This is a genomic window from bacterium (assembly GCA_028821235.1).
Lineage (GTDB): Bacteria > Actinomycetota > Acidimicrobiia > Spongiisociales > Spongiisociaceae > Spongiisocius.
The window spans coordinates 75,903-88,960 of the sequence record JAPPGV010000089.1; the positions used below are offsets into that span (position 1 = coordinate 75,903).

At 66.5% G+C, this 13,058-nt stretch carries 11 protein-coding genes; 3 read left to right on the plus strand and 8 right to left on the minus strand.

Annotated features, from left to right (window positions below; translation table 11 throughout):
* Window positions 1-147 precede the first annotated feature (147 nt).
* From OXK16_10375 to OXK16_10390, 4 genes are all read right to left on the minus strand, one after another.
* Window positions 148-987 carry an amidohydrolase family protein gene (locus OXK16_10375; GenBank protein MDE0376354.1) on the minus strand — a complete coding sequence of 280 codons (840 nt, stop codon included), beginning with the start codon at window positions 985-987 and terminating at the stop codon, window positions 148-150.
* A gap of 38 nt (window positions 988-1,025) precedes the next feature.
* Complete coding sequence (locus OXK16_10380) at window positions 1,026-2,198, minus strand: M20/M25/M40 family metallo-hydrolase (GenBank protein ID MDE0376355.1); 1,173 nt, start codon at window positions 2,196-2,198, stop codon at window positions 1,026-1,028.
* On the minus strand, window positions 2,195-2,986 hold the full coding sequence (locus OXK16_10385; GenBank protein ID MDE0376356.1) for a creatininase family protein: 792 nt from the start codon (window positions 2,984-2,986) through the stop codon (window positions 2,195-2,197). The genes OXK16_10380 and OXK16_10385 overlap by 4 nt, the downstream gene beginning before the upstream one ends.
* A gap of 91 nt (window positions 2,987-3,077) precedes the next feature.
* Window positions 3,078-4,001 (minus strand): hypothetical protein, encoded by a 924-nt coding sequence (locus OXK16_10390; protein ID MDE0376357.1) that lies wholly within the window; start codon window positions 3,999-4,001, stop codon window positions 3,078-3,080.
* 158 nt (window positions 4,002-4,159) lie between these two features.
* Here OXK16_10390 and OXK16_10395 point away from each other — a divergent pair, with 158 nt between their 5' ends.
* The 3 genes from OXK16_10395 to OXK16_10405 all read left to right on the plus strand — a co-directional run bounded on the left by OXK16_10395 (window position 4,160) and on the right by OXK16_10405 (window position 6,917).
* Entirely contained in the window at window positions 4,160-5,164 is a 1,005-nt protein-coding gene (locus tag OXK16_10395) for a Gfo/Idh/MocA family oxidoreductase (GenBank protein ID MDE0376358.1), read from the plus strand.
* Between the two features lie 13 nt (window positions 5,165-5,177).
* Window positions 5,178-5,963 (plus strand): hypothetical protein, encoded by a 786-nt coding sequence (locus tag OXK16_10400; protein MDE0376359.1) that lies wholly within the window; start codon window positions 5,178-5,180, stop codon window positions 5,961-5,963.
* Window positions 5,964-6,026: 63 nt separating this feature from the next.
* The gene (locus OXK16_10405; GenBank protein ID MDE0376360.1) at window positions 6,027-6,917 is read left to right on the plus strand and encodes an amidohydrolase family protein; all 891 of its coding nucleotides are present in this window, start codon (window positions 6,027-6,029) and stop codon (window positions 6,915-6,917) included.
* An 18-nt stretch (window positions 6,918-6,935) separates the two neighbouring features.
* Here the strand turns inward: OXK16_10405 and OXK16_10410 are convergent, their stop codons facing one another.
* The 4 genes from OXK16_10410 to OXK16_10425 all read right to left on the minus strand — a co-directional run bounded on the left by OXK16_10410 (window position 6,936) and on the right by OXK16_10425 (window position 12,975).
* The gene (locus OXK16_10410; GenBank protein MDE0376361.1) at window positions 6,936-8,954 is read right to left on the minus strand and encodes an alkaline phosphatase family protein; all 2,019 of its coding nucleotides are present in this window, start codon (window positions 8,952-8,954) and stop codon (window positions 6,936-6,938) included.
* Window positions 8,955-8,985: 31 nt separating this feature from the next.
* Window positions 8,986-10,575 carry a carboxypeptidase regulatory-like domain-containing protein gene (locus tag OXK16_10415; protein ID MDE0376362.1) on the minus strand — a complete coding sequence of 530 codons (1,590 nt, stop codon included), beginning with the start codon at window positions 10,573-10,575 and terminating at the stop codon, window positions 8,986-8,988.
* A gap of 93 nt (window positions 10,576-10,668) precedes the next feature.
* Window positions 10,669-11,742, minus strand: a complete 1,074-nt coding sequence (locus OXK16_10420; protein MDE0376363.1) for a hypothetical protein — start codon at window positions 11,740-11,742, stop codon at window positions 10,669-10,671.
* 129 nt (window positions 11,743-11,871) lie between these two features.
* Entirely contained in the window at window positions 11,872-12,975 is a 1,104-nt protein-coding gene (locus OXK16_10425) for a Zn-dependent alcohol dehydrogenase (protein ID MDE0376364.1), read from the minus strand.
* Window positions 12,976-13,058 lie beyond the last annotated feature (83 nt).

Here is a 13,058-nt window from a genome sequence, read left to right on the forward strand (position 1 = left end):
TAATGGCGGTGTGGTATGGCGAGGCAGCGGTGTTCCTCGCAAGGCCCGCTGACGAAGGCGTACCCGCAGCGGTACGTTGAGGAAGCGGAACGCAGCGACGGGGCGCCGATGACCGCCAGAGCACCCGGTTGTTTCGCAGACAGACCACTAGTCCTCGAGCCCCAGCAGTTGCAGCGCCGGGCGCCGGATGATCCCTTCGATGACTTCGTGGGGGATCGGTGGCCAGCCCGTTCCCACTGACTCGTTGACCGCGCGCAACGCGTCGGCGGTGCCGGACGGCGTGGCGAACGGGAAGTCGCTTCCGAACAGGAGCTTGTCGGTGACCCGGTACTCCATCGCGGACCGCAACGCCATGTACAACTGGACCGGCCTGGTATGGAGTGCGGAGACATCAGCGTACAGGTTGGGGTGCTTGCGTATCACCGCCATCGTCTCCTCGCACCACGGGTGGCCGAGATGGGCGATGAACAGCCGCAGTTCCGGGCACGCGCGGGCGACATCGTCGATCAGGAAGGGCCTGGCCCAGCGCAGCGGCGCATCCGAGACGAACGTGGTGCCCTGGTGGCAGAGCACCGGCAGACCGAGCTTCTCAGCGTGGCGGAACAGGGCTATGGCCCGAGGGGAGGTCGGATCGAAGTGCTGGTAGATGGGCCCCACCTTGAGGCCCCTGAGGCCCAGTTCCGAGACGGCGAAGGTGAGCCGCTCCAAGGCGTCGGGCCGTTTGGGGTCGACGCTTGCGAAACCGATCAGCTTGTCCGGTCGGGAAGCCACGTACTCGCTGACGTACCGGTCAGGCACCACCATCCCCACCGCCGGGGCATCCATCGCCACCACTATCACGCGGTCGACATCTTCCATGGCCTCCCGGTGCGCCTCCAGGTCGTCCTGCGGCCAATTCATCTCGCCCCAGGCCCGGACCATCTCAGCCACGAATCCGGGGCTGAAGTGCTCCCGGGCACCGACGTGGGTATGGGCGTCGACGATCATGGTGGCCGGACCTCAGGCAAGCGTGCCGCTCCTTGCTGTCACGTATCAGCGCCCAGCATGGCGGCCACCGCCAGGTACACCCTCGCAGATCCGGCCAGATGTTCGATCCAGACCCACTCGTCCGGAGCGTAATGCCAGGCACCCACGCCGTAGACGACCGTCTCCAGTCCGGCCGCCGCGAGGTCCGCGGCGTCGGTGACGAAGGCTTGGCCGGGCAGTTCGTTGGTCACGCGCGGGGCAATGCCGACGATGGCGGTCTGCGCGGCCGTTATGGCATCGACCAGCGGACCCGACGTGGCGCCCAGGAAAGGCTGGTGCACACCGATGATGCGCACCCGGTGGCCGACGTCGTCCGGCACCACGCTCTGGACGATGTCCAGGATCTCCTGCCTGACCGTGATCCTGTCCATCCCCGGCACACACCGGAGATCGCCGGTGATGGTTGCCGACTCTGCCACAGCCGTGGGTGAACTGCCCGCTTTGAGCTCCCCGATCAGCAGCCGGGGCAGGTCAGGTAACCGGGGCTCAGGTTGGTGCGCGAACTCGTGGTCGACGAGCTTGTCGTATATCGCCGCTGCCGGGCGGAGGGTATCCACGGCAGACTCCATCCGGGACACGTGCGCCGGAGACCCCGTCAGGGTGATCTCGAACTTGAATGCCCCCCCGTTGCCGGTGTGGATGTTCAGATCTGAGGGCTCTCCGCAGATGCCGTAACCCTCGCTAGGTCCTTCGGTGGCCAGCGCATACTTCGCCCCGAGCCCGATGCCGTCGTGGTACATCGTCGCGTGCAGGATCAGGTCGCCGGGAAGAGGTCCGAATCCGGCAGCGGCCTCCACGGCGGCCACCATCGCCGCTACCCCTCCGAGCATGTCCGTGATGCCTCCGCCGTACAGCCGCCCGCCGGACTCCCATGGGCTGTGGGCGCTGTGGGTCCATCCGGAGGGGTATACCCCGGCATCGATGTGACCCTGCAGGACGAGAGGTGGCCTCTTCCCCTCGCCCCTCACCCGCGCTATCACGTTGGGACGACCTGCTACCACATCCGCCACGTGAACGTCCGCCCCGGCGCGCTCGAGGGCCTCCGCGATGATCTCGGCGCGCGGGCCCTCGGCCTGGGGATCATCCGACGGGACGCTGCATAACGCTCGAGCGATCTCGACCACCCGCCGTGTCTCGATGGCGGCGCCGGCCTGTTCGAACCGTTGGCTCATGTTCCCTCCCTTTCCTCCGGAGCGTCTGGCAGGCTCGGTGAGCCTGCATAGAAGTCGATCATGGCATCGGCCACCGCGTCGCTTCCGATCTTCAGGAAGGTGTGGCCCAACTCCTCCGATGCGGCGGCCGGGCTGTCGGTGAATCCCTCGGTCTCCTGCCAGCTTCCCGGACGTTCGACCCTCACCGGCACGTCGATGGAGCCGATCGAGGAAGTCCAGCCGGGCCGATGGGGTCGGGGGTCCCGGACCAGGGAAGGATCCAATGCCAGCATCACCGACGTCTCGAAGGCGCCGGCATGGCCCGGCAGGCGTCCGATATCGCGGGCGCCCGCGGCCGCGAGCCCTTCAGCCGCCAGATGCCACCACGAGCAGGCCGCCACTTCCATGCCTTCCTCCAGCGCCAGATCCCGGGCGGCCAGGCCGATCAACTCGTGGTTCCCGCCGTGGCCGTTGACTATGAAGAGGCGGCGGAAGGATGCGTGGGCGATGGACCGCCCGATGTCCATCAGGACGGACAGGAACGTGGACGCCGTGAGCGACAGGGTGCCGCCGAACGGTATGTGGTGGGGAGAGGATCCGTACCAGAGGGTCGGGGCCACCGCCACGGGGAACCGGTCCGCCACCATCGCCGCCGCCGAGCGGGCCACGTATTCGGCGCCCATCGAGTCCGTGCCGACCGGCAGGTGGGGTCCGTGCTGCTCGGTGGCGCCCACCGGCAGGACCAGCAGACCGTCCCGGGCAATCGTGCGGGACTCGACCCGAGTCAACTCGGCGAAGAGCAGTCTCACCGGGAACACTCAGCTTGGAGGGGCAACGATGGCCGCGCTGCTATCCGGGAGACTCGGAACGGATGCATGCCCATCGACCCGGAGCGCCCGCTCAGGACACGACCGGGATACCGAGCCCGGCCGCATGAGGCTTCGACTGGACCGAGGCCGGTCTCTCCCGCTGTAGCCACTCCAGGGCGATGGCAGCCCGGCGTACCTTCTCACGAGCGTTGGCGATGGCGGTATCCACGGTATGACCTCCGGATGGGTAGACGCCTCCGGCGTTGGCCAGGCCCATTTTGGCGTGCAGCGGGGCCCCCACCGCCACGAAGTCGGCGATCTCGTGCCCGCGGACGACAGGTCCCATGCTGTCCGGGGTCTCCAGGTAGAGGTCGATCGGAATGGATGCAGCCGACCTGATCTCCCAGAGTTGCTCCAGTGTCACGTCTGCAGGGATGTTGACCGACCCGGCTCCGATATCCTCGAGCAGGCATATGGATGCCGGGTTCGAAACCCCCATGTAGGCCGAGATCTTCCAAATCGTCTCGCTCGGGAGGTCTCCGTCACGCTGCATCCGGGTGAGGACCGCCAGCAGGCCCAGGTCACCCACGAGAAAGCTGCGGATCCCGGCTTCCGTAGCCCTGATGATGTCCGCCGCCGCGTACCGAAGCTGGCGCATGCCCCGGATCTGGGCGAACTGGCTACGCCCGTCCTCCGACCGGCTGAAGGCGCCCACGTCATAACCGGCCTTGGGCCCTGTGAACAGGCACACCTCGAGGCCCGCCTCGGCGCCGATGGCGGCCATTTCGCGGAGTTCGCCCTCCTCCAGCAGCATGCCACCGCTGCCCTGCGAGACGCGGTTGACGGTGAGGTCGTAACGACCGGCCTGCTCCACGACCGCCGCCAGCACTCCAGGGCCCTCCACGCTCGGGATCTCGATCCGGAACTCGGCGCCGTCGGGGAACCGGCGGTCACTGTCAGCCGGCTTCGGTGCGGAGACCAGTCCCTGCCCGCGGAGCGCTTCTTGTATCTTCATGCGACCCTCCCCGGGTGTTGCGCGCGTCGCAACGGCGTTGCGTGGCATGATTATTGGAGAATTGCCTGGTGGCGTCAACCAGGCGCGTGCGAGGTGTGTCTCGGCGCGATCCCGCCCGAGGCGTCTCGCGTGCGCGGGAACGCCGGAAGGAGGTACACGTGGAGCCCGTCCGCTGTGGCGTGGTGGGTGTCGGGATGATGGGCTCGGTTCATGTCCAGGTCCTCGACGCGCTTCCCCAAGCAGAACTGGTCGCCTGTTGCGACCTGGATCCGGGCGTTGCCGACAGATTGCCGTCCGGGGTGCGCCTCTACTCCGAGCTGGACCGGTTGCTGGGAAGCGAGACGCTTGAAGCGGTCTTCGTCTGTACCCCCCAGGAGCATCATCTTGAGGTAGTGGCCCGCTGCCTGGAGGCCGGACTTCCGGTGTTCTGCGAGAAGCCGATCGCTCACGACCTGGACGCCGCCGATGCCATCATCGGGATCGCCCGGCAGGTCGGCGGTCGGCTGGCGGTGGGACATACGATGCGTTTCGAGCCCGACTACCTCGCTCTGGCCAGGAGCGTGCACAGGGGGGACATCGGGGATCCGGTGAGCCTGAGCGCCCGCCGCAACGTCCCGGCATTCGAGGGGCGTCTCCTGGCACACCGGACGACCCTGCCCGTCGAGGTGGGCGTTCATGACCTCGACCTGCTCCGCTGGCTGGCGGGGGACATCGTGCGGGTCCAGGCCATGCCGGCATCCACCGCCTCGCTGGGGGAGGGCGCGGTGGATGCGGTCGTGGCAACCCTGCGTTTCGCGGGCGGAGCGGTCGGATCGGTTGAGTTCAACTGGGTCATGAACCACCGGTCCGGGCTGGCGGCGGACTACCGGCTGGCCGTCTTCGGCACACGAGGCGCCGGATATGTCGAGATGCGCGATCCGGTGACCAGGGTCTATTCGCTTGACGAGAACAGGTGGCTCAGGACACACGGTGTGTTCGACGTGGGAGGTACCGTGGCGGGCTCGGTCGCTGTCGAGGACCGCCATTTCCTGGGCTGGGCCCGGGGCATCCGGGACTGGCCGGTGTCCTTGGAGGATGCCCGGGCGGCGCTGGAGGTGGCGCTGGCGCTGGACGAGTCTTCACGCAGCGGCGCGCCGGTGAGTGTTTCCCAAGGTCGCCGATGAAAGGAGAAGAGCTATGAATTACTCGGTGAGGGTCCTGAGCGTAGGCGAGTCGCTGATCGCGGGACCCGAGGTCTTCTGGATGAGCCATTGGGACAAGGTGTACCCGCTCGGGTTCAACGTGACCTTGATACAGGGGGGAGGTATAACGGCTCTCGTCAACACATCGCCTCCGGACGACACCACGATGGTCGAGGAGGGTTGGCCGAAGATGCGGTACCTTCACGACGCTCCCAAGGGGGACCTGGAGAGGCAGCCGGAGCACTACATGATCGGTGCTCTCGAGACGGTCGGCCTGACGCCTGATGACATCACCCATGTCCTGCTGACCCCGCTGGAGCTCTATACCACCGGGACCCTGCACAAGTTCAGATCGGCCCGGATCTGCATTGCCAAGCGTGGCTGGATCCACTTCCATACCACCCATGACCACCCCCACGACGACCGCTGGCGGTCGATTCCCAGAGACACCCTGGTGGATCTCGTGACCGACAGCTGGGATCGGGTGCATCTGCTGGAGGACGAGGACGAGATCGCGCCCGGCCTGCGTACCTGGTGGTCGGGCGCCCATCACCGGGAGTCGATCGTGGTGGAGGTGGACACGGCGGTTGGGACGGTCGCCGTCTCAGACTCGTACTTCTTCTACGAGAACGTGGAGGATGGCGAGATGCTGGGGTTGAGCGAGAACATGTACGAGGCGCTCGACTGCTACGCGAGGGTGCGGGCGACGGCTCGTCACATCGTCCCGATCCACGATGTCAAGGTCTTCGACCGCTATCCGGGCGGGGTGATCGCGCCATGATCCCTCCGGCGTCCCGGCCGTACATGGCATGGACCGTCGCCGGCCGGGAGTGGAGGTGAATCCGTGATAGTCGACGTGCACACCCACATCGGCTGGTACCCGGATCACTGGTCGGAGGAGGCGGCCCAGGAGGCCCTGGCATCCAAGCTGGTCAAGATGAAGCAGTCCGGGGGCGAGGTCCACAGTGCCCACCTCGACCTGCACTCCTACGACTCGCGGCCGGAGGATCACTGGGAGGCTGCGGAGCCGGCCGACAAGGTGGTGGTTTTCGGGATACAGGCGGAGCCCACGGGCATCGTCGTTCCCAACCGGTTGGTGGCCGAATACGTCGCGACCCATCCGGAGAAGCTGATCGGCTGGGCGTCCGTGAACCCTACGGCGCCGGACGCCATCGACCAGTTGACCCACTGCGTGGAGGACCTCGGTCTGGAGGGCCTGAAGCTCGGTCCCACCTACCAGCACTTCGATCCGACCGATCGGACCTACTGGGAGTTCTTCCGCAAGTGCGCGGGATACGGCATCCCGACCATCTGGCACCAGGGCACGACTTTCCCCAGCCGCGCCCGGCTCCGCTGGGCCTTGCCTCTACAGCTCGAGGACGTGGCCATGGAGTTTCCGGAGCTCAGGATGATCATCGCCCATCTCGGCCACCCCTGGGAGGAGGATGTGGTCGCCCTGATACGCAAGTCGCCCAACATGTACGCGGACATCTCGGCTGTCCACTACCGGCCGTGGCGCTACTGGCAGGCGATGGTCACCGCCATGGAGTACGGAGTAGACCACAAGCTGTTACTGGCCTCCGACTACCCCTCGGGCACCATCACCAACGTGATCAACGGCCTCAGACGGATCAACGACATCGTCGAGGGCACTCGGCTCCCGACCATTCCCGAGGAGATACAGGACGCGATCATCTACGAGAACTGGCGACGGCCCTTCCCGGAGTGGGAGTAACCCGCGAGGAGGTCGGACTCAACCCTCTGCCGGCGGGGTATCGAGGATCGAGAAGTCGTACATGCCGACCTGGGCATCCTTGAGGTCCCTCGGTATCTGGTAGTGCGAGGGCGGGTTCCGGTCCCGCTCCATGGTTCCGGGATCCCGGCCCAGGAAGTCGTGCAGGACGCCGCCCGAGTTGTGGCGGGGCGGGGGGATGCCGAGCACGTGCGCGATGGTCGGCGCTATGTCTTTGAGCCAGGCGGGACCCAACAGGTCCGGATCCCTCCGGTACCCGCGGCCGGCGGGACCTCCCACCATCGCCAGGATCGCCATGTTCGACGAGAGAGAAGTGGCGGCGGTGGGGAGGACGTGACCGTGGGCGGCGGTCTCCGGTGGGGGATGATCCGAGAACACCGGCGATGGCGCGCCGCCGTGCCAGTGGGGCGCCACGTCGCTCTCTATTGCCGCGTCGATGATCTCGGAGTCGATGTGTGCTTCGGTGTCCCACACGTAGCCGGATTCCAGGATGACCAGGATGTCACCCGCGTCGGGACCGAACCACCCGAGCACCGCGGCCTCCCGCTTGGGCAGGGCCAACGCGATCGGTGTCTTGCCGGTTCCGGGATCGACCAGGGTACGAAGGTCCCGGATCGCCTCTGCCATCACCGTCTCGGCCTGGTCGGGGTCGAGAGCCGGGTTGAGGCGTATCTCCGGTGCGTTGAGGCGGTCGGGAACGTAGACCTGGGTCCGGTTCCAGTCCGTGTTGGCCTCGTCGATGGAACCGTCCGGGTCCAGGAGCACCGTCCGTCCGGTCTCCACGAAGTAGCGGCGGAAGTTGATCATACGGTCCACGGGCAGGTTGCCGTGGTCGGCAACCAGGATGAGAAGGTCGTCGTCCCGGAGGCCTTCGAGGGCGATGCCGAGCGCCTCGTCGATCATGTCCAGGGCGTCGTGGATCACTTCCAGGTGTTCTTCTGCTCGGTCTGCCCGGTAATGGGGCCAGGCGGGATCCACATGCCCGAGGTGCAGGTGGTTGACCCAGTCCAGCCAATGCCAGTGGAATCCGACCAGCGAGCATCCGTGGCGGTCCAGCAGTTCAAGCATGGCGCGGGCGAGCCAGCGAATCTGGTAGCGGGCTTCGTCGGCCATGGTCTCGTAGTCGGCGGCGCCGCCGAGCGCGGCGATCTCGCTTACGTGCTCCTGGTAGGGCCCGAGCTGCCGGGTGAGGGCATCGAGGATCCACCCGGGTTCGGAAGGCCCGTCGACCGGAAGTATCTGGCTGCGCCACAGGTGGAAGTCGCCGCTGCGCGGGTCGCAGCGGATCAGGCGTATGCGCGTCCGTCCGTCGATCGCGCCGACCGGGACCACGAACCAGTCGCTCCATTCCCCGACGGACCCGGCGGCCAGCAGGTCGTTCCCGTCACGGGAGAGGCTGAGGACGATGCGCTCGTACCGCTCGTCGCCGGTGACGGCGAACGGCACCTCGGTCACGGAGCCGCCCACCTTCGCCACTATCTCCAGTGTGCCGGTGCGGGGCTTCAAAGCGCCGCCGAGATTGGCCCATCCGGACTCGGACTCGAAGCCGACGCGGTGGGAGATGGGAAGGTCCGTGTCGGTGCAGTATCCCTGACCCGACACCAGCTCGAAGGGGGTCTGGCCGTAGTCGGGTAGGGCGCAGCCGTCGATCACGAAGCCGTTCTCCAGGCGGGACGGCCATGATGCCGGGTAGTGCACCAGCCCGACCTTCAACCCGGCCCTATCGGCGGCCTCCCACAGGGTCTCGCTCTTCAGCGCCGAGGAGTGGAAGCTGGTCAGCCACCGGCCATCGGGCAGGGAGACCTCCCAGCTGATCACTCCGTGCGCGCCGGGATCCGCCCCGGTAGCGATGGTCGCCCAGTTGGTGGGCGTCCAGGCGGGCCAGCACGGAATGGCCTCGGACACCGCACCTTCCCCGTGGAGTACCCGTTCCAGGTTCGGGTAGCTTCGCTGCTTCATCAGATGCTCGGTGAGGGGCAGGATCATCTGGTCGATCCCGAACAGCAGAACCCGGGTCATGGGCCGGTCCGGCGGGTGCGGTTGAGGGGGGTCACGAGCCCAAGAACCGTTCGAGGACGTTCCGGGTCACCTTCGAGATCTGGTCGTCGACCGCGATCGAGCAGGTGTAGGAGATGGAGCCGACCGAGAAGACCTCGCCACCACTCGTGGTCCGATGATGGACCATCTCCGCTCCGCCTTCGTCGGGATTGGTTCCCTTTGCGATCAGACTGATACCCGGCGGGGACGAGGGAGTCAGCTTGTCGGTCTCGTGCCCGGACGCGCCTCCGGGCGCCCGCCGGTCGAGCGACTCCGTGCCGAAGAGGTCACCCTCGGCCAGGCCGGTACCTGCCAGGGCCCAGTGCGACGGATCGATCACCTGGTAGGGAGCGCCCGTCTCGTAGCCGGTGTGGGTGGTCACCACTCCGGTCAGGTGGGCTTCAGACTCGTGCCGGGTCCCGAACCGGCTCTCGTAGCCGGGCGGGCGCTTGCGGTGGTCGTTGTTACGTACGGTGATCGTCGTCCGGTCCAGGAACTTCACCTCGCAATTGAGGCTGTTACCCCCCAGCACCATCAACCTCCCGCCCCCGTCGAACACCCACGACTTCACCTGGTAGTACATCTTGGCCGACCAGTACTCGGGATGGGTGCTGACGATCAGCACCTCGTAGTCGTCAAGTGGCATCTCGTCGAAATGCAGCTGGGTCTCGGCGTAGTAGTCGTAACCGAAGCCTTCCCGCTCGAGCCATCCGAGCAGCCGCCATTCGGCAGGCGCGACGTGTTCCTCGCCGCGGCGCTCCATAGGGTCGGTGATGGAACCGTGCTCGGGTGTCATGTTGAGCGGCTCGGGGCGGTCGAACGACAGCGGGTCGTACTCGTCCGCTATCCAGGGCTGGAGGGCCGGATCCGTGTAGTAGACCTCTTCCTGCCGGAAGTTGAAGTGGGGCCGGGGGGAGAGCCTGATAGCGGACACGTAGTTGCTGCGACCCCCGTAGTGGTTGTAGCAGTTCCAATTGATATTGGACGCCAGGACGGCGAGCCGGTGGCGCGGCTCGCGGGGGGCGACGATCCACGGGAAGGAGAAGAAGGCGCCGGTCGCGTCCTTGGCGTGGAAGTAGTAGAGACCTGACCGCTCCGGTGCCTCCACGTACACCCTGGGGTCGACCTCGGGGAACGAGTAACCATGGTCGCTCCACTTCACGCCGGACTGCGTTACGTCGCCGTCCGGGAGTATCTGGGCGTAGGCACCGCGGGGCTCGTCATCGAAGTGACCCAGCTTCGAGATGAACTCACGCTCCCACCCGTACCGCCAGAGGCTCACCACCGCGTTGTACGGCGAGTGGAGGCGGACCTGTCCGACCTCGCCGGATCTCGTCCACTTGGGCCACACGTAGCCGCTGAGGTTGTCCGACAGCAGACGGAAGTGGTGGACCCGGCCTTCCACGACCTCCATGTCCACCCATTTGGGCGTGAAGCCCGGGCGGGTCAGGTAGACGCGGTAGGAGCCCGGTTGCACGCTCGCATGAACCGATCCGGAAGCACGGGAGCGGGCCCTGACCGACGTCTTCCCCCTGGTGAACTCCATGTCGACGTCCGGGATGGCGACGTAGAACTCGTCGCTCACGTATCCGACCAGCACCATCTACCTCCGCGCTTCCCGCGTGAGCGGGCTCCGGGTCCCTCTCATTATGGCGGACATCCCACCGGCGGACCCGTCCAGAACGGCCCGGTATTTCTACGCGGCGTCGTGTTTTCTGGTCAGGAGCCGAGCCGGGTTGGTGACCAGCAGCTTGTCGATCAGCCCGTCGCCGACCCCGTAGGTCAGCCTCATTCTCGGCACCACCCGGGTGAGGACGTGGTTGTAGCCGAAGCCGCCGTAGCGGAGCAGGTAGTGCTTCTTGTGCATGTCCTGGGCCATGATCAACTGGTCCTCGAAGCCTTCCTCCGCCAGAGCGAGCATGGTCTCCAGCTTGGCCTGGTCGCTCTTGGACTTCCAGGTCGGCTCGAAGTAACCGTCCTGGCCGAAACTGTCGAACCCCACCAGCGGTCCCCGCTCCAAGACAGCCCGGTGGTAGCCGAGATCGGTGATCTCGTCGAGATGGGAGAGAGAGGTCCGGTCGAGGGGTTGACCCTCCTCCTCGAGTATGTCGAGGATGCGTAGCACCACCTCGAGAGCAGGAGGGTGGCAGTGGACGTTGATCGCCGTGTCTGTCTCGACCGCGACGCGGGCGGAAGCCCGCAGGACCCGCTCCTCCACGTCGAAGAGCGTCTCCGAGGTGCCTATCTCTCCGATGATCCCCGGACGGATCGTTGTACCCCCCATGCCCTCTGTGACCTCGCGCCGGAGGAACTCGGTGAGGTCGGACGCGCTCATACCCTCCACCCAGGGGGGATGCAGTGCTTGGACATAGAAGCCCGTGCCGGCCACGATGTGGAGATCGAGGTCGGCGGACAACCGGGCCAGGGCCTCGGGCGCCGGGTTGAGGCCGATGGTCGTCAGCTCCACGATCGTGCCACCGCCGGCCCGGACGTACTCCCCGACCTCCTCGCAGATCAGTTCGTAGTCGTCCTCGGGGCTCTGGACGAGGTTCTGCCGGTAGGCCGACTGGTTCCATCGGCTGATCCCGGCCAGACGAACCTCGAAGGGCCGGTCGCCGGCCTCGGAATCGAGTATTTCCGGGGACGGGCTCCAGGCATGGCGGGAGTCGAGGAAGATGTGCTCGTGGGTCATGGTCGGGCCCAGGCCCGACGGGCTGATAGGGCCCCGGACCGTCATCACGTGCGGCATGGGCACCTCCGACACGGCCATTGTCCGCGCCATCCTATCCGGGGGCGCTCCATTCTGTGCCGAGGGCGATCCTGTCCCGGGGATCGGCGGGCCCGGACATCCCCGCCTACCGCCGGCGGACGGTGCCGCTGAGTCCGCTGATCCTCCCAGCTAGTAGCGGACCAGGCTTCTTATGCCTTCTCCACGGTCGAACTGCTGGAGGGCGCCGCTGATGCCATCCTGGTCGATCTCGGCGGTGATCAGTTCGTCTACCAGGAGTTTGCCGGCCTTGTACAACTCGACGTAGCGGGGGATGTCGAAGGCTGGCCGAAGCGAGCCGTAGTAGCAGCCTAGGAGCTTGCGCTCGTCGAGCAGCAGGCCCATGTCGACGGTGAGTTTGGTTCCGTATGGCGCTATCCCGACCTGCACGGCCGTGCCTCCCCGGCGGAGCGAGCGGACCGCGGTGGCCACGGTTTCGGGATGGCCGATCGCCTCTACCGCCAGGTCCACCCCGAGTCCGCCGGTCATGGCGATGAGCGTTTCCGAGGTTTCCTCCTCGGACGCGTTCACCGTGTGGGTGGCGCCGAAGCGTCGGGCGGCTTCGAGCTTGTGCTCGGCGATGTCGACTCCGATTATCTTCCCGGCGCCCCGCAGCCGCGCTCCCTGGATGGCGTTGAGTCCGATGCCCCCGCAGCCGATGACGGCGACGCTGTCGCCGAGTTGCACGTTGCCCGTGTTGACGACAGCTCCGACCCCGGTGGAGACGGCGCATCCGATCACGGCGAGGGGCTCGAGGGGAACATCGTCCGGGACTGGGATGGCCGCCGAGGCCGGCACGGTCACCTCCCGGGAGTAGGTGGACAGCATCAGGTGGTGGCTGATGGTTGTCCCGTCGGGGGCTGTGAAGCGGCTCGTTCCGTCGTGGAGTTGGCCCTCGTAGGAGGGTCCGATGGCGGTCATGCACAGGGCCGGGTTTCCTGTGGCGCAATAGTTGCAGTTGCCGCACGGCGACACCCAGGAGAGGACCACCCGGTCTCCGACCTGTACGGGGGACGGTCCGGGCCCGACCGCGGTCACGATCCCGGCGCCCTCGTGGCCGCAAATGATCGGCAGGTTCACCGGGATGTGGCCCTGCACGATGTGCAGATCACTGTGGCATACCCCGCTCGACACCATCTCCACCGAGACCTCGTTGGCCTTGGGTGCTTGCAGCTCGACCTCCTCGACCACCAACGGGGTGTTGAACTCGTGAAGTACCGCCGCTTTCGTTCTCATTCCCGATCCTCCGTCTCCAGTGGTATCCGTACCGGAAGGTAGCCTCCTTAAGGCTACGGGATGCGGACTGGAGGAGCATGCGA

Excerpts from the sequence above, each read along its gene's own strand:
- OXK16_10410 (MDE0376361.1), bottom strand. The coding sequence starts at position 8,954 with ATGACCCGGGTTCTGCTGTTCGGGATCGACCAGATGATCCTGCCCCTC.
- OXK16_10400 (MDE0376359.1), top strand. The coding sequence starts at position 5,178 with ATGAATTACTCGGTGAGGGTCCTGAGCGTAGGCGAGTCGCTGATCGCG.
- OXK16_10425 (MDE0376364.1), bottom strand. The coding sequence starts at position 12,975 with ATGAGAACGAAAGCGGCGGTACTTCACGAGTTCAACACCCCGTTGGTG.
- OXK16_10380 (MDE0376355.1), bottom strand. The coding sequence starts at position 2,198 with ATGAGCCAACGGTTCGAACAGGCCGGCGCCGCCATCGAGACACGGCGG.
- OXK16_10415 (MDE0376362.1), bottom strand. The coding sequence starts at position 10,575 with ATGGTGCTGGTCGGATACGTGAGCGACGAGTTCTACGTCGCCATCCCG.
- OXK16_10375 (MDE0376354.1), bottom strand. The coding sequence starts at position 987 with ATGATCGTCGACGCCCATACCCACGTCGGTGCCCGGGAGCACTTCAGC.
- OXK16_10420 (MDE0376363.1), bottom strand. The coding sequence starts at position 11,742 with ATGGCCGTGTCGGAGGTGCCCATGCCGCACGTGATGACGGTCCGGGGC.
- OXK16_10390 (MDE0376357.1), bottom strand. The coding sequence starts at position 4,001 with ATGAAGATACAAGAAGCGCTCCGCGGGCAGGGACTGGTCTCCGCACCG.